Annotated in this window: 10 protein-coding genes; 7 read left to right on the forward strand and 3 right to left on the reverse strand. The window is 68.2% G+C overall.

The genetic code is table 11. The features are described 5' to 3' along the window. Nucleotides 1–156 precede the first annotated feature (156 nt). Nucleotides 157–1,128 carry a LysR family transcriptional regulator gene (locus KCG34_RS16185; protein WP_211936667.1) on the forward strand — a complete coding sequence of 324 codons (972 nt, stop codon included), beginning with the start codon at nucleotides 157–159 and terminating at the stop codon, nucleotides 1,126–1,128. Here the strand turns inward: KCG34_RS16185 and KCG34_RS16190 are convergent. Both KCG34_RS16190 and KCG34_RS16195 read right to left on the reverse strand, forming a co-directional pair. Then, nucleotides 1,091–1,609: a hypothetical protein gene (locus KCG34_RS16190; RefSeq protein ID WP_211936668.1), complete on the reverse strand. Its 519-nt coding sequence runs from the start codon at nucleotides 1,607–1,609 to the stop codon at nucleotides 1,091–1,093. The genes KCG34_RS16185 and KCG34_RS16190 overlap by 38 nt on opposite strands. A gap of 70 nt (nucleotides 1,610–1,679) precedes the next feature. Continuing rightward, nucleotides 1,680–2,021 (reverse strand): hypothetical protein, encoded by a 342-nt coding sequence (locus KCG34_RS16195; RefSeq protein WP_249138048.1) that lies wholly within the window; start codon nucleotides 2,019–2,021, stop codon nucleotides 1,680–1,682. A 210-nt stretch (nucleotides 2,022–2,231) separates the two neighbouring features. Between KCG34_RS16195 and KCG34_RS16200 the strand changes: the two genes are divergently transcribed. From KCG34_RS16200 to KCG34_RS16210, 3 genes are all read left to right on the forward strand, one after another. Continuing rightward, nucleotides 2,232–4,133 carry an ATP-binding protein gene (locus KCG34_RS16200; protein ID WP_211936669.1) on the forward strand — a complete coding sequence of 634 codons (1,902 nt, stop codon included), beginning with the start codon at nucleotides 2,232–2,234 and terminating at the stop codon, nucleotides 4,131–4,133. A gap of 88 nt (nucleotides 4,134–4,221) precedes the next feature. Continuing rightward, nucleotides 4,222–7,506: an acetyl-CoA carboxylase family protein gene (locus tag KCG34_RS16205; RefSeq protein WP_211936670.1), complete on the forward strand. Its 3,285-nt coding sequence runs from the start codon at nucleotides 4,222–4,224 to the stop codon at nucleotides 7,504–7,506. A gap of 629 nt (nucleotides 7,507–8,135) precedes the next feature. After that, entirely contained in the window at nucleotides 8,136–9,380 is a 1,245-nt protein-coding gene (locus tag KCG34_RS16210; protein WP_211936671.1) for a dicarboxylate/amino acid:cation symporter, read from the forward strand. Between the two features lie 3 nt (nucleotides 9,381–9,383). On the opposite strand, the gene KCG34_RS16215 is transcribed toward KCG34_RS16210, so the two are convergent. After that, complete coding sequence (locus KCG34_RS16215) at nucleotides 9,384–10,610, reverse strand: serine hydrolase domain-containing protein (protein WP_211936672.1); 1,227 nt, start codon at nucleotides 10,608–10,610, stop codon at nucleotides 9,384–9,386. A 191-nt stretch (nucleotides 10,611–10,801) separates the two neighbouring features. On the opposite strand from KCG34_RS16215, the gene KCG34_RS16220 reads away from it, so the two are divergent. The 3 genes from KCG34_RS16220 to KCG34_RS25940 all read left to right on the forward strand — a co-directional run bounded on the left by KCG34_RS16220 (nucleotide 10,802) and on the right by KCG34_RS25940 (nucleotide 19,228). Continuing rightward, nucleotides 10,802–12,487 (forward strand): MdtA/MuxA family multidrug efflux RND transporter periplasmic adaptor subunit, encoded by a 1,686-nt coding sequence (locus tag KCG34_RS16220; protein ID WP_211936673.1) that lies wholly within the window; start codon nucleotides 10,802–10,804, stop codon nucleotides 12,485–12,487. A gap of 217 nt (nucleotides 12,488–12,704) precedes the next feature. After that, nucleotides 12,705–15,830, forward strand: coding sequence for a multidrug efflux RND transporter permease subunit (locus KCG34_RS16225; RefSeq protein ID WP_211936674.1), 3,126 nt, complete (start codon nucleotides 12,705–12,707; stop codon nucleotides 15,828–15,830). Beyond that, complete coding sequence (locus KCG34_RS25940) at nucleotides 15,827–19,228, forward strand: efflux RND transporter permease subunit (RefSeq protein ID WP_249138049.1); 3,402 nt, start codon at nucleotides 15,827–15,829, stop codon at nucleotides 19,226–19,228. Before KCG34_RS16225 ends, KCG34_RS25940 begins: the two co-directional genes overlap by 4 nt. Nucleotides 19,229–19,237: the final 9 nt, after the last annotated feature.

Below are 19,237 nucleotides of genomic sequence, written 5' to 3' on the forward strand. Positions count from 1 at the left end.
TTCGCGCCAGGCGCGGCGCACACAAAAAGCGAGGTTTCGGGAAAGCCCCAGGCATAGTCAACCGGCGGGCCGGGAGGATGTCCGGGCCCGTCCGGGTCGCATCTTCAGGTAGGGCTCCGCTTCCCATGAGCCAAATGAGAAGTTATCACGACGGATATGCCGGAGATTCATTTCGCCGCCCTCGACCTCAACCTCCTGCGGGTGTTCCACGCCCTGGCCGAGGAGGGCAGCGTGACCCGCGCCGGGGCGCGGCTGGGACTGTCGCAATCGGCGGTCAGCCACGCCCTGAACCGGCTGCGCTACGCCCTGGATGACGAGCTGTTCGTGCGCGGCCCCGCCGGCATGCGCCCCACGGCCCGGGCGCTGGAGATCGCGCCCCGCCTGCACGAGGGCTTGCGCCATCTGCAGTTGGCCGTAGCGCCGGCCGAGTTCGTGCCGGCCGAAACGCGCCGCCGCTTCACCATCGCCGCCGGCGCCTACACCTCGACCGTGCTGATGCCGACCGTGATCGCCATGATCCGCCAGGCCGCGCCCCTTGCCGAGGTCCGCCTGCAGCTGGCCGCCGCGACCCTGGGCGAAGACCTGATGACCGGCCGGGTGGACCTCGCCATCGGCGCTTTCGGCCGCTCGACCCCCAGCTACGAGCGCGAGGCCCTTTTTTCGGAGGCGATGGTCTGGGCCGTGCGCGCCGACCATCCGGCGGCCCGGGCGGGAGTCCTGACCCTGGCCGACATCGCCGCCACGCCGCATGTCCTGATGAGCTCGTCGGAAGAGGACGTGGCGGTCGACGGGCGCGTGACGGAGACGGGACTGGAGCGGCGGGTGTTCTGGGACGACCGCGGCGAGGTCGACGAGGTCCTGGCGCGGGCGGGACTGCGCCGCACCGTGGCGCTGAGGGTGCAGGACGCCCATAGCGCCCTGGCCATCGTCAGCCGCTGCGACATGATCGCGATCACGCCCCGGCGGCTGTCGACCACGCTCGCGGCCCACTATGACCTTCGGCTGTTCGAGGCGCCCTACGCCTCGCCGCTGATCCAGATCGAGGCTCTGTGGCGGCGCGAGGTCGGCGAGACGGCGCCGATCGCCTGGCTCAGAGGCTGCTTGCGAGCGGCGGCGGCTCAGCTCTGAGGCCGCCGGCCGTGGGCTCGGCCGGGCGAGGCTTGCGCAGGGCGCGCAGCTTCAGAATGTTCGCCGTCGTGCCGCCGGCGAAGATCAGCAGCACCGAGTAGCTGATCATGTTGTTCAGCAGCAGGTAGACCACCATGCCGCGCCAGCGCGGGGCGTCGGCGTCATCGAGCTGGATGCCGTGCAGGGCGAACAGCATCGATTCCAGCAGCATCGCCATGCCGACCCAGACGCTGGCGTAGCGGATGGCGATGATCAAAAGGCCGATCGAAAATGCGGCGTCGGCGCCGAACAGGATCACTGTGGGGATCAATTCGCCGCTGATCGCGCGGAGCAGGTCGCTGCCGATCCAGCAACCCGCGACGACCATCATGCCCAACTTTTCGGCCCTGCCGCCTTTCCACCATGCATAGGCGCAGGTGAGCGTCAAAAGGCCCAGGCCGAACTGGGTGTAGACGTTGCTGAGGTATGAAACCAAAGACATTCCGCGCCCCGGACCAAAGGCTCGAGGCGCGGATACAGTAGAAGTCTTAAAATACCTGAACTATCGAAGTTCAGCCGGCGAGGCGGTCGTTGGCGCTGCCGGTGACCACGTTTTCGCCGAACGACTTCGGACCGCTGCCGATCATCCGCGTGCGGATGCCCAGGCGCAGCTTGGCTTCGGCCAGTTCGTTGTGCGAAGCGACCACCGCGGCGCGGGCTTCGGTCAGGGCGTTCAGCGCGACGCCGATCTTGGCCGCCGCATCGGAGCCCAGCACCGCCGAGAAGCCGATTTCCTGACGCGCTTCGATCATGCCGGCAAGAAGTTGGCTCGCTTCGAGGATGGCGGCGTCCACCGCATTCTCTGTCGCAAACAACTTGTTGGCGACCCGTTGAGCAATCAGCGCTTTTTCCACTCGGTCCTCCAGGGGGCGTGGCCCGCAATTAGCTAAGCAGTGTTAACCTTAAGCTAGTTTAAGGATTTCGCAATCAAAAAGAGCAGGCGCGACGAAAGCTCGCGCCATGGCGTCAAACCTGGCCATAGCCGAGCGTGTGACGCGTCGAAGCGAAGCGTTAGGAAGTTGCGACATATGGTCCCGCGGGCCGATGGGATCTCGGGGCTTGTTTTGACGGGAAGCGAACAACTGGAGCCGGGTCCGACGGTGGGCGCTCGGGGGATCACCTTCGAGCACCGCATCGCCGTCACAGCCCTGGCCACCGCCATCGCCGTGCTGGCCCTGGCCAGCGCGCTGTTCCTCTATGAGCAGTGGCGGTCCGAGCGCTCGAACCACATCCGCGCGCGCGGCCACCTGGCCGAGCTGGTGGCGCGCGAGCTTGAGCCCAGCCTTGCCGCCGGCGACATGGGCCTGGCGCGACGCGAGGCGACCATGTTCGACGTGGTCGGCGGCGTGCGCCATATCGTGGTGAAGAATCCGGGCGGCGGCGTTGTCATCGACTACGAGCCGCCGGGCCTCGGTCCGCCCAGGGGCGGCGAGCTGATCGACAGCCGCGCGCAGGTGGTCCACGACGGCCAGGTTCTCGGCCAGGTCGCCGTCACCTCGGAAAGCGCGCCGTTCAGCGCACTGCTGCTCCGCTATCTGGCGGTCTGCGGCAGCCTGTTCTTCGCCGCCGTCGCCATGGCCCTGTTCATGGGCCGCGCCCTGGCCAAGCGGGTGGTGCAACCGGTCAACATCCTCTCGCGCGCCATGCGCGAGGTCACCGACAGCGGCGACTATTCCGGCCGGGTGCCCAACTGGGCCAAGGACGAATTCGGCGAGCTGACCGACAGCTTCAACACCCTTTTGGCCCAGCTGCAGGCCAACGACCGCGCCCTGCACGCGACCATGAGCGACCTGGTGGAGGCGCGCGACGCCGCCCAGGCGGCCAATGTGCTGAAGTCTCAGTTCCTGGCCAATATGAGCCACGAGATCAGGACGCCGCTGAACGGGGTGCTGGCCATGGCCGAGATCATGGCCCTGGGCGACCTGGCCCCCAACCAGCGCGAGCGGGTGGCGGTGATCCGCCGCTCGGGCGAGGACCTTCTGGCCATCCTCAACGACATCCTCGACCTTTCGAAGATCGAGGCCGGGCGAATGGAGATCGAGGATGGCGAGGTCAGCGCAGAGATGCTGGAGACCAAGACCATCCAGGCCTTCGCCGAGGTGGCCGCGGCCAAGAAGAACCTGAAGTTCAAGATCGAGGTGAAGCCGGCCGCGCGCGGTGTGCGCCGCGGCGATCCGGGCCGCGTGCAGCAGATCCTGAGCTGCCTCGTCTCCAACGCCATCAAGTTCACCGGCGAGGGCGAGGTCCGAGTGCTGATCGACGGCTACGGGCCGGGCGGCGGCGAAGGCCTGCGCCTGACCGTGGCCGACAGCGGCATTGGCATCGCCCCCGAGCAGATGCCCCTGCTGTTCCAGAAGTTCAGCCAGGCCGACAGCTCCAACACGCGCCGCTTCGGCGGCACGGGCCTGGGCCTGGCCATCTCGCGCGAGCTGGCCCGCCTGATGCACGGGACCATCGAGGTCGACAGCGAGCAGGGTAAGGGCTCGACCTTCACCGTCACCCTGCCCCTGACCCGCGTCGCCGCCGCCCCCGCCGACACCGCCGACCTGGCGGCCGGCAAGCGGGCCATGCGAGTCCTGGCGGCCGAGGACATTCCGACCAACCAGCTGGTGCTGAAGACCATCCTGCAGTCCTTCGGCGTCGAGCTGGAGATGGTCGAGAACGGCCAGCTGGCCGTGGAGGCCTGGCGTCAGCACAGCTTCGACCTGATCCTGATGGACATCCAGATGCCGGTGATGGACGGGATCGCCGCCACCCAGGCGATCCGCGCCGAGGAGCTGGCCGCCGGCCGCCCCCGCACCCCGATCATCGCCGTGTCCGCCAACGCCCTGCCGCACCACGCCAAGACCTATCTGGAAAACGGCATGGACGCCCATGTCGGCAAGCCGATCGAGCTGGCCAAGCTGCAGGAGGCGATCGAGCGGGTCGCCCCGGCCGCGCCGTTGAAGCGGGTCGAGCTGGGCTGACTGCGAGAACCCGCACAGGTTCTCTATTTGACATCAAACAAGCGTTCGAATTGTCTGGCGGTCCCAGTGTTTTCAGCGGACCCGCCCCATGGCCTTCGACGCCGTCCTGATCGCCAACCGCGGCGAGATCGCCATCCGCATCGCCCGGGCCTGCGCCGCCCTGGGCCTCCGATCGGTCGCGGTCTATTCCGAGGACGACGCCCGCTCGCTGCACGTGCGCGCCGCCGATCAGGCCGTGGCGCTGAAGGGCGCCGGTGCGCGGGCCTATCTGGATAGCGAGGCGGTGATCGCCGCGGCGCTGGAGGCCGGCTGCGGCGCCGTCCACCCGGGCTACGGATTCCTGAGCGAAAACGCCGCCTTCGCCGCCCGCTGCGCCGAGCGGGGCCTGGCGTTCATCGGCCCCAAGCCGGAGGCGCTGGCCCTGTTTGGCGACAAGGCCGCCGCCCGCGCCCTGGCGGCGCGCGTCGGGGTTCCGACCGCCCGCGGGCTCGACCGAGGCGTCAACCTGGAGGATGCGCACGCCTTCTTCGCCGGGCTAGGCGAGGGCGGGGCGATGATGATCAAGGCCCTGGCCGGCGGCGGCGGGCGCGGGATGCGCGCCGTGCGCCAAGGCGCCGAGATCGAGGCCGCCTTTGAGCGCTGCGGCTCGGAGGCCAAGGCCGCCTTCGGCGACGGGGCGCTCTATGTCGAGGAGTTGATCGAGACCGCCCGTCACGTCGAAATCCAGGTGCTGGGCGACCGTCACGGTGGGCTGGTCCACCTGTGGGACCGCGACTGCAGCCTGCAGCGGCGGCATCAGAAGCTGGTCGAGATCGCGCCCAGCCCCAACCTGCCCGAGGCTCTGCGCGAACGCCTGGCCGAGGCGGCCCTCAGCATGGCCCACGAGGTCCGTTACGACAGCCTGGGCACCTTCGAGTTCCTGGTCGACGCCGGCTCTGCCGAAGGCCGGTTCGTGTTCATCGAGGCCAATGCCCGCCTGCAGGTCGAGCACACGGTCACCGAGGAGGTCTGCGGCGTCGACCTGGTCGCGGCCCAGATCCGCGCGGCGCAAGGCGCCACCCTGGCCGAGATGGGCCTCACTACTCCGCCGGCGCCCATGGGCTGGGCCATCCAGCTCAGGCTCAACACCGAAACCATGGACGCCACCGGCGCGGTCAAGCCCACCGGCGGGGTGATCGGCCTCTACGAGCCGCCCTCCGGCCCGGGCGTGCGGGTCGATGGCTACGGCTATGCCGGCTATGCGACCAACCCCAATTTCGACTCCCTCCTGGCCAAGGTGATCGTCCATCAGCGCGCCGGCGGCTTCTCCGCCGCGCTGGCCAAGGCCGGCCGGGCGCTGGACGAGTTCCGCCTGACCGGGGTCGAGACCAACCTTGCCCTGCTGCGCGCCCTGGTCGGCCGGCCCGAGGTGCGCGAGGGGCGGGTGTTCACCACCCTGGTCGAGCGCGACATCGCCCTTCTGCTGGCCGAGGCCGACGCCGCCCAGCCGCGCTTCTTCGAGCCGGCCGCGGCCGGACCGGCCCACGCCCAGCACGGCCACGACACGCCCGAGGGCATGGTCGCAGTCGCCGCACCGACTCAGGGGCTCCTGGTCTCGATCAGCGTCGCCGACGGCGATGTGGTGCGCCCCGGCCAGGCGGTGGCGGTGCAGGAATCCATGAAGATGGAGCACCTGGTCGAGGCCAGCGAAGGCGGGATCGTCCGCGCCATCGCCGCCCATGCCGGCCAGACCCTGTTCGAGGGCCAACCGATCCTGTTCCTCGAGCCCGCCGAGATCGAGGGGGCGGCGGCGGCAGCCGCCGAGGCGGTGGACCTGGACGCTATCCGCCCCGACCTCGCCGAACTGAACGAGCGGCGCAACTTCGGCCTCGACGCCCATCGCCCCGAGGCCGTCGCCAAGCGGCGCAAGCTCGGCATGAGGACCGCGCGGGAGAACGTCGACGCCATCGTCGATCCGGGCAGCTTCATCGAATATGGCGCCCTGGCCATCGCCGCCCAGCGCCGCCGCCGCTCCACCGACGACCTGATGAAGAACACCCCGGCCGACGGTCTGATCACCGGGGTCGGCCAGGTCAATGGCGCTCTGTTCCCCGAGGACAGGAGCCGCTGCGCCGTCCTGGCCTACGACTACACGGTGCTGGCCGGGACCCAGGGCACGGCCAACCACAAGAAGACCGACCGCATCCTGCAGGTGGCCGAGCGCGAAAAGCTGCCTGTGATCTGGTTCTGCGAGGGCGGCGGCGGGCGGCCCGGCGATACCGACGGCCTGGGGGCCACGGGCCTGGATGTGCCGACCTTCGAGCTCTATGCGCGGATGAGCGGCCTCGCCCCCCGCATCGGCATCGCCGCCGGGCGCTGCTTCGCCGGCAATGCGGTGTTCTGGGGCTGCAGCGATATCACCATCGCCACCAAGGATTCCACCATCGGCATGAGCGGTCCGGCGATGATCGAGGGCGGGGGCCTGGGGGTCTATACCCCGGAGGAGGTCGGGCCGATCTCGGTGCAGGACGCCAACGGGGTGGTGGACCTGGTGGCCGACGACGAGGTCCACGCCGCCGACCTCGCCCGCCGGCTGATGGCCTATTTCCAGGGGCCGGTCGCGGGCTGGACCTGCGCCGACCAGCGCCTGTTGCGGCGGTCGATCCCGGAGAACCGCCTGCGCGTCTATGACGTCCGCGCCCTGATCCGGCTTCTGGCCGACGATGACAGCTTCCTGGAGATCCGCCCCGGCTTCGCCAAGGGCATGATCACTGGCTTCCTGCGCATCGAGGGCCGCCCGGTGGGCTTGATCGCCAACGACCCGCGCTTCCTGGGCGGGGCGATCGATTCCGAAGGGGCGACCAAGGCGGCCCGGTTCATGCAGCTGTGCGACGCCTTCGACCTGCCGATCCTGTCGCTGTGCGACACCCCCGGCTTCATGGTCGGTCCGGATTCGGAAAAGACCGCGCCGGTGCGCCATGGCTCGCGCATGTTCGTCACCGCCGGCGCCCTGCAGGTCCCGATCTACGCCATCGTGCTCAGAAAGGGCTACGGCCTGGGCGCCCAGGCCATGACCGGCGGCACCTTCCCCGCCAGCTTCTTCACCATCGCCTGGCCCACCGGCGAGTTCGGCGGCATGGGCCTGGAGGGCGCCGTCCGCCTGGGCTACCGCAAGGAACTGGAGGCCGAAACTACGCCCGAGGCCAAGAAGGCCCTGTTCGACCAGCTGGTGGCCAAGAGCTACGAGCGCGGCAAGGCGGTCAATGTCGCCCAGGTGCTGGAGATCGACGCGGTGATCGACCCGGCCGAGTCGCGGGCCTGGATCGTGCGGGGGCTGAAGTCGCGCGCGCCGCGGGAGGGCGGCGGGCGAAGAAGGTTCGTGGATACGTGGTGAGGGGATAGATGAAACTTAGAACCTTCGCCGGCCTAGCAGCGATCTTCTTGGCCGCTGCATTTGTCATCCGATCCATCGCCTATGACAAAATGCTCGAAGCCCGCTTCGATAAGATTTTGCCCGGCATGACCGCCAGCCAAGTCACTCGGATACTGGGCTCGCCCAAATCGGTTGGTCGGTGTGGTGTTGCTTGGGGAACAAGACCCCCCGCTCATTGCACCAGAGAGCTCCTATATGCCTCCGCATTCGCACCTATCAATCCGACCTACTACCTAGTGGATTTGGGGGTGGACGGTCGCGTCGTGGAAACGATGCCACTATTGTCGCCTTGAGTGTGCAACTGAATTCCGGTCGCCAGTCCCCGACTGCGAACCATCCCTGAAGGCCTTGGTTGATAGTGAAGCCGTAGACCCCAGCAAGACACGCCACCAAGACTTAAGGGACAATCCGGGCCGCACGCCCAAAAGAGCCCCTCCCCCTTGCGGGGAGGGGTTGGGGCGGGGGTGTCAGCGCCCAAGTCGGTCGAAACTGAGGTTCACCCCCATCCCCTGCCCCTTCCCCGCAAGGGGGAAGGGGTTCTCATAGGCGCCGCCTTCGCTATGTTGCCCCGCTTGACCTAAAGGGGCTGCATGAACCGCCGTTTCACCATTCTGCTGGTCGCCGCCATGCTGGCGGGGATCGCCGCGGGCTATGTGCTGCATGGCTGGCTGCCCGACGACGCCGCCAGGGCGCGGTGGGAGGGCTATTTCGGGGTGGTCACCTTCGCCTTCCTGCAGGCGATCAAGATGATCATCGCTCCCCTGGTGGTCTCGACCCTGATCGCGGGCATAGCCCACATGGAGGACGCCGCCGCCGTCGGGCGGGTGGGGGCCAAGACCATGGGCTGGTTCATCGGCGCCTCGCTGGTCTCGCTGACCATCGGCCTTCTTATGGTGCACCTCTTGCACCCCGGCGTCGGCCTCGCTCCGCCGCATCCCGCCGCCGGCGCGGCCCAGGCGGTCGACACGACGAGCTTCAACATCAAGGACTTCGTCGCCCACGTGATCCCGTCCTCGATCGTCGACGCCATGGCCAAGAACGAGATCCTGCAGATCGTGGTGTTCTCGGTGCTCTTCGGTCTCGCCATCGCCGCCACCCCGGACGGCGCGCCCTTGGTGATCCAGTTCTCCGAGCAGGTCGCGCGGGTGATGATGAAGGTCACCGGCTATGTGATGAGCTTGGCGCCCCTGGCCATCTTCGCCGCCCTGGCCGCCACCGTGACCCACTATGGCGTCGGGGTCCTGATCACCTACGCCAAGTTCGTCGGCGGCTTCTACCTGTCGCTGGCCATCCTCTGGGGCCTGCTGCTGGCCGCCTGCGCCTCGGTGGTTGGGCGGCGGGCGCTTACCCTGTTCGGCCTGATCCGCGAGCCGGCGGTCCTGGCCTTCTCCACCGCCAGCTCCGAGGCCGCCTATCCCGGAACCCTGGAAGCCCTGCAGCGCTTCGGCGTCGCCCGGCGCATCGCTAGCTTCGTCCTGCCGCTGGGCTACTCGTTCAATCTGGACGGGTCGATGATGTACTGCACCTTCGCCACCCTGTTCATCGCCCAGGCCTACGGGATCCAGCTCTCCATCGGCCAGCAGATCCTGATGCTCCTTATACTGATGGTCACGTCGAAGGGCATGGCCGGCGTGCCGCGCGCCTCGCTGGTGGTGATCGCCGCCACTTTGGCCTTCTTCCACCTGCCAGAAGCCGGCCTGCTCCTGGTCCTGGCCGTCGACCACCTCCTGGACATGGGCCGCAGCGCCACCAACGTGGTCGGCAATTCCGTCGCCGCGAGCGTAGTGGCGCGGTGGGAGGGGCAGTTGGGGGAGATGACGGCGACCGAGGCCTGAGCCTCACCCATTCATCTCCGTGAGCGCCGAATAGACCAGGGTCCTCAGCTGCCGGCGGATCGGGTAGGCGGAGGAGGGGATCAGCTGGGTCATCAGGATGGCGATCAGTTCCTCCTTCGGGTCGATCCAGAAGAAGGTCGAGGCGGCCCCGCCCCAGGAGAGGTCGCCGACGGTGGCCGGGATCAGGGTCGCGGCGGGATCGACGGTGGTGGAGAAGCCGAGGCCGAAGCCCAGGCCCGCATAGGCCGCCTCGCTGAACAGCGAGCGGGACATGGTGGCGAGTTCCTGGCCGCCCGGCAGGTGGTTCAGCCCCATCTGGCGGATGGTCTTGGGGCTGAGATAGCGCCGCCCGTCCAGCTCGCCCCCGTTCAGCACCATGCGGCAGAAGCGCAGGTAGTCCTGGGCGGTGGAGACCAGACCGCCGCCGCCGGAGACGAAGCTGGGCGGCTTCAGGTACGGGCTCTTCGCCGGGTCGTCCTGCAAGACGACCCCCTTGGGCGTCAGGGTGTAGCAGGCGGCCAGCCGGTCCGCCTCGCCGGGCGGGGCGTAGAATCCGGTGTCGGCCATTTCCAGCGGATCGAACAGGCGGGTGCGCAGGAACTGCTCGAACGGCTGGCCGCTGATCTTGCCGATCAGATAGCCCAGCACATCCGTCGAAACCGAATAGTTCCAGGCCGTCCCCGGCGAGAACTCCAGCGGCAGGCCGGCCAGGGCCTCGATCATGCTGTCGAGCGTGCCCTGAACCTCGATCTCGCCAATGCCCAACTTGCGGTAGGCGGCGTCGATATTGCTGCGCTGCTGGAAGCCGTAGGTCAGGCCCGAGGTGTGGCGCAGCAGGTCGACGATCAGCATCGGCCGTTCGCACGGTTTGGTGCGGAAGGTCTCCATGAAGCCGCCGTCGTAGACCCCGAGGTTCTTCCAGGCCGGGATATACTTGGCCACCGGATCGTCCAGGGCGACCAGCCCCTGTTCCACCAGCATCATGAAGGCCACGCTGGTGACCGGCTTGGTCATGGAATAGATGCGAAACAGGGTGTCGGCCCGCATCGGCCGGCCCCGCTCGGCGTCCATCGCCCCCAGCACCCCCAGGTGCGCGGTCTCGCCCCGGCGATGCACCAGCACCACCGCACCCTTCAGCTTGCCGGTGTCGAGATACTGGGTCTGGAGAAAATGGTCGATGTGGGCCAGACGCTCCAAGGATAGTCCGGCGACCTCGGTCCTGCCGTGCATGCGCTATTCTCCCCATCCCCGCATCAAGCCAACGTCAAGCAAGTGTAAAGCTGCGGGCAAATTTCAGGCTTGAGACACCATCGCCTTGAAGCCGTCGTAGAGGAAGTCCAAACGAGCCTGGCTGAGCTACAGGCGACAGGCATGTCTGCGCACGGGCTCGACTGGACTATCCGCCGCCCTCTGGAGGACGAATGAGCGCGCCGCAATCTGGCTCGACGCCGCCTGGCGCCCACCCTTATCGCGCCCCGCCGCCGCGCAAGCGGCCCGCCTGGCGCTCGGCGCTGTGGGCCGGCGCCGCGATCGTCGTGTTCATCGGCGTCGCCTGGCTGGCGACGCCTCATGACGGCGGCGGCCAGAGCGGGCCCGGCGGGCCGGGCGGCGCCGGTAGCCGCGGCGGCCGTGGCGCCGCAGGCGGGCCGGGCGGCGGGCGCAGACCGCCGACCGTCGTCGGCGTCGCCACCGCCCAGAAGGGCGACATCCCCATCGAGCTGACCGAACTCGGCACGGTCACGCCGCTGGCCAGCGTCACGGTCACCCCGCGCATCGCCGGCAATCTGATGCGCGTCGATTTCAAGGAAGGCCAGATGGTCAAGGCGGGGCAACTGCTGGCCCTGATCGACGACCGGCCCTATGTCGCCGCCCTGACCCAGGCCGAGGGCCAGCTGATGAAGGACCAAGCCGCCCTGGCCAACGCCAGACTGGACCTGACCCGCTACACCACCCTGGCCAAGCAGGACTCCATCGCCCAGCAGCAGGTCGACACCCAGAGCGCCCTGGTCAAGCAGGACGAGGGGGTGGTCAAGACCGACCAGGCCGCCGTGGCCAGCGCCAGGCTCAACGTCGAATATTGCCACATCACCTCGCCGGTCTCGGGCCGGGTGGGCCTGCGTCAGGTCGACCCCGGCAACTATGTGACCAGCTCGGCCACCAACGGCATCGTCATCGTCACCGAGATCGACCCGATGGACGTGGTGTTCACCCTGCCGGAGGATTCCGCGCCCCAGGTGATGGCGAGGATGCGGTCGGGCGCCACCCTGGCGGCCACGGCCCTCGACCGCGCCGGCGCCCAGACCGTCGCCCAGGGCCAGCTCCTGACCCTGGACAACCAGATCGACACCTCGACCGGCACGGTGAAGGCCAAGGCGCGCTTCGCCAACGGAACCGGCGCCCTCTACCCCAACCAGTTCGTCAACATCCGCCTGCTGGTCGACACCATCCACGACGCCATCGTCGTACCGACCCAGGCCGTGCGCCACGGCTCGCAGGGCGACTATGTCTACACGGTCGACCTGGACCAGAACGCCAAGATGACGCCGGTCAAGGTCGGCCAGATCAATGGCGAGAAGACCCAGATCCTGTCCGGCGTGCAGGCCGGGGACGAGGTGGTCACAGATGGCGGCGACCGCCTGCGCGACGGCGCCCCGGTGATCCTGCCCGCCGACGTGCCCGCCATGCAGAAGGCCAACAAGCCGCCGGAGAAGCAGGGCTTCTGGGCCTGGCTGACCGGCCTGTTCGGCCACAAGCCGGCGGCGGGCGAGCAGGCGGCGGCCGGGTCCGGTCGTTCGTCCGGCGCCGGCCAGGCGGCGAGCAGCGGCGCAGGCGCGCCGGGCGGCGGCCGTGGCGGGGCCCGCTTCCAGGCGATGATGGACCAGCTGGACCTGACGCCTGACCAGAAGGAGAAGATCCGCCCGATCCTCTCGGACATGCGCCAGAAGGCCATGGCCGCCGGCCCCGACCCGGAGGCGCGCCGCGCCGCCATGAAGGAGGCCATGCCGAAGATCGAGGCCATACTGACGCCTGAGCAGAAGACCAAGTTCGAGGCTCTGCGCGCCCAGATGCGCGGCGGCGGGGGCCAGGGCGCCGGGGCTCAGCAATAATGGCTTCGGCGATCGGCGAGGCCCAGTTGGTTTCCCCTTCCCCCCTTGTGGGGGAAGGAGGGGCCCGTTCGCGAAGCGAATGGGAGGATGAGGGGTCGCGCCGGCCTATCCGGTCTTACCCGCTCATCTTTGCTGAAGCGCCTGCGCGACCCCTCATCCTCCCACGGCTTCGCCGCGGGCCCCTCCTTCTCCCACAGGGGGAGAAGGGACTTCCTCAATGAGCCCGTCCCGCCCGTTCATCCTGCGGCCGGTGGCCACGTCGCTGTTCATGGCGGCGATCCTCCTGGCCGGCCTGGTCGCCTTCAAGTTCCTGCCGCTGTCCGCCCTGCCCGAGGTCGACTATCCGACCATCCAGGTGCAGACCTTCTATCCCGGGGCCAGCCCGGACGTGATGGCCACCACCGTCACCGCGCCGCTGGAGCGCCAGCTCGGCGAAATGGCCGACCTGAAGCGGATGAGTTCGGTCAGCTCGGGCGGCGCCTCGGTCATCACCTTGCAGTTCAACCTCGACCTGTCGCTCGACGTGGCCGAGCAGGAGGTGCAGGCGGCGATCAACGCCGGCGGCAACTTCCTGCCCGCCGACCTGCCGGCCCCGCCGATCTACGCCAAGGTCAACCCGGCCGACGCGCCGGTCTTGACCATAGCCCTGACCTCCAAGACCACGCCGCTCACCCAGGTCGAGGACCTGGCCGACACCCGCATCGCCCAGAAGATCAGCCAGTTGCCCGGCGTGGGTCTGGTTTCGATCTCCGGCGGCCAGCGCCCGGCCGTGCGCATCCAGGTCAACACCCAGGCCCTGTCGGCCAACGGCATGACCATGGAGACCCTTCGCACCGCCATCTCCAACGGCAACACCGACATCGCCAAGGGCTCGTTCGATGGCCCGACCCAGGCGGTCAATATCGACGCCAACGACCAGCTGACCGACGTCGACAGCTACATGAACCTGGTCGTCGCCTATAAGAACGGCTCGCCGATCCGGCTGCGGGACGTGGCCAAGGCGGTCGATGGCGCGGAGAACAGCCGCCTCGGCGCCTGGTACAACACCACCCCGGCGGTGATCCTGAACATCCAGCGCCAGCCAGGCGCCAACGTCATCACCACGGTCGATGCGATCAAGAAGGCCCTGCCGCAGATGGAGGCCTCTTTGCCCGCCGGTGTGGACGCCGCCGTGGTCAGCGACCGCACCACCGGCATCCGCGCCTCGGTCGAGGACGTGGAGTTCGAGCTGCTGCTCGCCGTGTTCCTGGTGGTGGCGGTGATCTTCGTGTTCCTGCGCAGCGGCCCGGCCACCTTCATCGCCGGGGTCTCGGTGCCGCTGTCGCTGGTGGGCGCCTTCGCCTTCATGTACCTGATGAAGTTCAGCCTGAACAACCTGACCCTGATGGCCCTGACCATCGCCACCGGGTTCGTGGTCGACGACGCCATCGTCATGCTGGAGAACATCTCCCGCTATATCGAAGAGGGGGAAAGGCCGCTGGACGCGGCGCTGAAGGGCGCCTCGCAGATCGGCTTCACCATCATCTCCCTGACCGTGTCGCTGATCGCGGTCCTGATCCCGCTGCTGTTCATGGGCGATGTGGTCGGCCGGCTGTTCCGCGAGTTCGCCATCACGCTTGCGGTCACCATCGTGCTCTCTGCCGTGGTGTCGCTGACCCTGGCCCCGACCCTTGCGGCCCGCTGGCTGAAGCCGCACGTGGCGCACGACCCGCACACCTTCCTTGGCCGGGTCGAGCGTCTGTTCGACGACACCATCGAACGCTACGACGCGGCGCTGCAGTGGGTGCTGGACCGCCAGCCCCTGACCATGGCCGTGGCCATCGCCACCCTTGTGGTGACGGTGCTGCTCTACATGGTGATCTCCAAGGACCTGTTCCCGACCCAGGACACCGGCCTCCTGCAGGGCGTCACCACCGCGCCGCAGTCGGTCTCCTACGGCCGCATGGCCCAGCTGCAGGAGCAGCTGGCAAGCCTCCTGACCAGGGACCCCGACGTGGTCTCCGTGACCGGCAACATCGGCGTCGACGGGACCAACAACACCCTGAACAGCGGCCGGCTGATGATCACCCTGACGCCGCACGGCCACCGGACCGCCTCGGCCTCGGCCATCACCGAGCGACTGCGCCGGGAAGCCAGCCAGGTCGCCGGGATCAGCCTGGCTGTCCAGCCCGTGCAGGACCTGACCATCGACGCCAATGTCAGCCCGACCCAGTACCAGTTCGCCCTGGAGGGCTCGAACCAGCAGGACATCGACGCCTGGGCGGCCAAGCTGGTGGACAAGCTGGGCCAGGTGCGCCAGGTGCGCAACGTCTCGGCCGACGTGCAGAACCAGGGCCAGTCGATGTTCATCGATATCGACCGCGCCACCGCCGCCCGCCTGGGCGTCACGCCCGCAACGGTGGACGAGATCCTCTATGACAGCTTCGGCCAGAGAATCATCTCGACCATCTTCACCCAGTCGAACCAGTACCGGGTGATCCTGGAGGCCGACCCGACGCTGCTGCAATCGCCCCAGGCGCTCAGCCAGATCTACATGCAGTCGACCTCGGGGACGCCGACCCCGCTCTCGGCCTTCGCCACCCTGCGCCGCCAGGCCTCGCCGCTGCAGATCAACCACGTCGGCCAGTTCCCGGCAGCCAACATCTCCTTCGACACCGCCCAGAACGTCTCCATCGACGCGGCGGTGGACGCGATCAAGAAGGCCGAGGCCGAGATCAAGATCCCGGCCACCATCAACACCACCTTCCTCGGCGCCGCCCAGGCCTTTCAGGCCTCGCTGAGTAACGAGCTTTGGCTGATCCTGGCGGCGATCGTCACCGTCTACATCGTGCTGGGCGTGCTCTACGAGAGCTACATCCACCCGGTGACCATCCTTTCGACCCTGCCCTCGGCCGGGGTCGGGGCGCTCCTGGCCCTGATGCTGTTCGGCCAGCACCTGGGGGTGATGGGCATCATCGGCATCATCCTCCTGATCGGCATCGTCAAGAAGAACGCCATCATGATGATCGACTTCGCCCTGGAGGCGGAGCGCGAGGAGGGGCTGGCGCCGCGCGAGGCGATCCACAAGGCGGCGCTGCTGCGCTTCCGCCCGATCCTGATGACCACCCTGGCGGCCCTGTTCGGCGCGCTGCCCCTGATGCTGGGTTGGGGCGTCGGCTCCGAGCTGCGCCATCCCATGGGCATCGCCATCGTCGGCGGGCTGATCGTCAGCCAGCTTTTGACCCTGTTCACCACCCCGGTGATCTACCTGCAGTTCGACCGCCTGGCGCGGCGGCTCGACCGCACGCCGGGGCTGGAGCAGGTCAGCCTGGCCCCGCCGGGGCCCGAGGCGCCGGTCCCATGAACTTCTCCGAGGCCTTCGTCCGGCGGCCGATCGCCACCACCCTCCTGACCCTGGGCCTGGCCCTGGCCGGGATCGCGGCCTATTTCCTGCTGCCCGTGGCCTCCCTGCCGACGGTGGATTTCCCCACCGTATTCGTCCAGGCCGGCCTGCCGGGCGCCAACCCGGAGACCATGGCCACCAGCGTGGCGACGCCCCTGGAGCGGCATCTGGGCCTGATCTCCGACGTCACCGAAATGACCTCGCAGAGCCGGGTCGGCCAGTCGACGGTGGTGCTGCAGTTCAACCTGGACCGCGACATAGACGGGGCGGCGCGCGACGTGCAGGCCGCAATCGTGGCGGCGCGCATCGACCTGCCCTCGACGCTGAAGTCCAACCCGACCTATCGCAAAGCCAATCCCTCGGCGGCGCCGATCATCATTCTTTCGCTGACCTCGGCGACACGAAAGCCGACCCAGATCTATGACGTGGCCGCCAACCTGATCCAGCAGAAGCTGTCCCAGGTGGAAGGGGTCGGCGAGGTCAATATCGGCGGGGCTTCCCTGCCGGCGGTGCGGGTCGAGCTCAATCCCGACGCCCTGGCGCACTACGGGATCGGCATGGAGGACGTGCGCGCGGCCCTGGCCTCGGCCAACGCCAACCGGCCCAAGGGCGTGGTCGAGGAGGGCGGGCAGAGGCTGCAGGTCTATACCAACGACGCCGGCGTCGTCGCCGCCGACTACGCGCCCCTGGTGATCGCCTATCGGGGTGGTTCGGCCGTGCGGCTGTCCGACGTGGCCCTGGTCCGCGACGGCCAGGAGGACGTGCACAATCTCGGCCTGTTCTCCGCCCGCTCGGCCGAGGATGGCAGGCCTTCGGAGGCCCGGCCCTCGGTGGTGGTGTTCATCACCAAGCAGCCCGGCGCCAACGTCATCAAGACCGTCGATGCGATCAAGGCCCAGTTGCCCATGCTGCGCGCGGCCCTGCCGGCCGACATCGACATGAATGTGGCGGTCGACCAGACCACCTCGATCCGCGCGTCGCTGCGAGAGGTGGAGAAGACCCTGCTGATCGCCACCCTGCTGGTGGTGGTTGTGGTGGCGGTGTTCCTGCGCTCGGCCTCCTCGACCCTGATCCCCGCGGTGGCGGTGACCGTCTCCCTGCTGGGCACGCTCGGGGTGATGTACCTGTGCGGCTACAGCCTGGACAACCTGTCCCTGATGGCCCTGACCGTCTCCACCGGCTTCGTGGTCGACGACGCCATCGTCGTGCTGGAGAACATCACCCGCCACATCGAACAGGGCATGAACCGGTTCGACGCCGCGCTCCTGGGCGCCCGCGAGGTGGGCTTCACCGTGCTTTCGATCAGCGTCTCGCTGATCGCCGTGTTCCTGCCGGTGCTGTTGATGGGCGGGATCGTCGGGCGGCTGTTCCGCGAGTTCGCGGTGACGCTCTCAACCTCGATCCTGATCTCCCTGGCCATCTCGCTCACCACCACCCCGATGATGTGCGCCTACATGGCCGGCCGGCCCAAGCCGCGCCACGAGCAGGGACGCCTGGCCCGCTTCTCCGAGGACGCCTTCGAGGCCATGGCCCGGGCCTATCGCAAGGCCCTGCTCTGGTCGCTCGATTCTGGCCCGATCATCCTTCTGATCCTGGCCCTGACCGTCGGCCTGAACATCTATCTCTACGGCGTCCTGCCCAAGGGCTTCTTCCCGCAGCAGAGCAACGGCGAGCTCAGCGGCTTCATGCAGACTGACCAGAGCGCGTCGTTCCAGCTGACCCAATCGCGCCTGCGCCGCTATGTCGACCTGATCAAGGAAGACCCGGACGTGATGCAGGTGATCGGTTTCACCGGAGGTCGGTCAGCCGGCGGCCAGACCTTCATCGCCCTGCGCCCTGAGTCCCAGCGCAAGGGCAAGCTGACCGATGACCAGGTGATCGGCCGCCTGCGCGGCAAGATGCTGGGCGTCACCGGCGCCAGCATGTTCCTGCAGTCGCAGCAGGACGTGCGCGCGGGCGGGCGTCAGAGCTTCGCCCAGTACCAGTACACCCTGAAGGCCGACGACCTGCAGACCCTGAAGACCTGGGCCACCCGGTTGGGCGAGGAGCTGAAGAAGCAGCCGATCTTGACCGACCTCAATTCCGACCAGGAGGATCACGGCCTAGAAAGCTACGTGACCATAGACCGCGACACCGCACAGCGCCTGGGCTTGACCGCCGGCGACATCGACAACGCCCTCTACGACGCCTTCGGCCAGCGCCAGGTCTCGACCATCTACAACGCGCTGAACCAGTACCATGTGATCATGGAGGTCGGGCCGGAGTGGAACCAGGCGCCGGACATGCTGCGCCGGCTCTATGTCTCCACCAAGTCGGCCGCCACCACCAAGGCTAGCAACCCCAATGTCGGCTCGACCGCCACGACGGCGGCTGTTGCGGCCCCGGCCACAGGCTCGGCGCCGGCCTCGACCAATGCGCTGTCCCAGACCTCGCTGCTGGCCACCGGCTCCAATGGGGCCTCGGTCGCCGCAGGCACCCCCTCCAGCCTGGTCGGCCCCGCGGCGCCGCCTGCCAGAGGCGCCTCCAGCGGCGTCGCCATCTCCAGCGTGGGTGAGCGCATGATCCCGTTGGCGGCGATCACCAGCTTCGGCCCGTCCGCTGCCCCGACTTCGGTCAACCACCAGGACGGCTCGGTCGCCACCACCCTCAGCTTCAATCTCCAGCCCGGTCACTCGATCAGCGAGGCGGTGGCCGCGATCGACCAGGCGGAGCAGGCCATCCACATGCCGGCCACGGTCCAGGGCGCCTTCGCCGGCACCGCCAAGCAGGCGCAGGACACCTTCGGCAACGAGCCGGTCCTGATCGCCGTGGCGCTCCTGGCCATCTACATAGTGCTGGGCATCCTCTACGAGAGCTATGTCCACCCGCTGACGGTGCTTTCGACCCTGCCCTCGGCCGGGATCGGCGCCTCCCTGGCGCTCTTGATGTTCAAGACCGAGTTCAGCCTGATCGCCTTCATCGGCGTCATCCTCTTGATCGGAATCGTCAAGAAGAACGCCATCATGATCATCGACTTCGCCCTCGACGCCGAACGCTCGCAGGGCCTGTCGACGCGGGACGCCATCTACCAGGCCTGTATCCTGCGCTTCCGCCCGATCATGATGACCACCTTCGCCGCCCTCCTGGGCGCCGTGCCCCTGGTGGTCAACAGCGGCACGGGCTCGGAGCTTCGCAAACCGCTCGGCATCGCCATCATCGGCGGACTGATCGTGAGCCAGCTGTTGACCCTCCTGACCACCCCGGTGGTCTATCTCTATCTCGACCGGTTCCGTCGTCGCTCGGATGACGAGCGCCGCTTCAGCCGCGGCGTGGGCGTCGCCCCGCCCGAAGCCGAACTCGGCCCGAGCCCCGCCGTTTAGGAATGCGAT

The organism is Phenylobacterium montanum (assembly GCF_018135625.1).
GTDB classification, from domain to species: Bacteria; Pseudomonadota; Alphaproteobacteria; order Caulobacterales; family Caulobacteraceae; genus Poindextera; species Poindextera montana.

Coding starts and splice junctions, on each gene's coding strand:
- KCG34_RS16210 (WP_211936671.1), top strand. CDS start 8,136: ATGAACCGCCGTTTCACCATTCTGCTGGTCGCCGCCATGCTGGCGGGG.
- KCG34_RS16185 (WP_211936667.1), top strand. CDS start 157: ATGCCGGAGATTCATTTCGCCGCCCTCGACCTCAACCTCCTGCGGGTG.
- KCG34_RS25940 (WP_249138049.1), top strand. CDS start 15,827: ATGAACTTCTCCGAGGCCTTCGTCCGGCGGCCGATCGCCACCACCCTC.
- KCG34_RS16225 (WP_211936674.1), top strand. CDS start 12,705: ATGAGCCCGTCCCGCCCGTTCATCCTGCGGCCGGTGGCCACGTCGCTG.
- KCG34_RS16220 (WP_211936673.1), top strand. CDS start 10,802: ATGAGCGCGCCGCAATCTGGCTCGACGCCGCCTGGCGCCCACCCTTAT.
- KCG34_RS16215 (WP_211936672.1), bottom strand. CDS start 10,610: ATGCACGGCAGGACCGAGGTCGCCGGACTATCCTTGGAGCGTCTGGCC.
- KCG34_RS16205 (WP_211936670.1), top strand. CDS start 4,222: ATGGCCTTCGACGCCGTCCTGATCGCCAACCGCGGCGAGATCGCCATC.
- KCG34_RS16190 (WP_211936668.1), bottom strand. CDS start 1,609: ATGTCTTTGGTTTCATACCTCAGCAACGTCTACACCCAGTTCGGCCTG.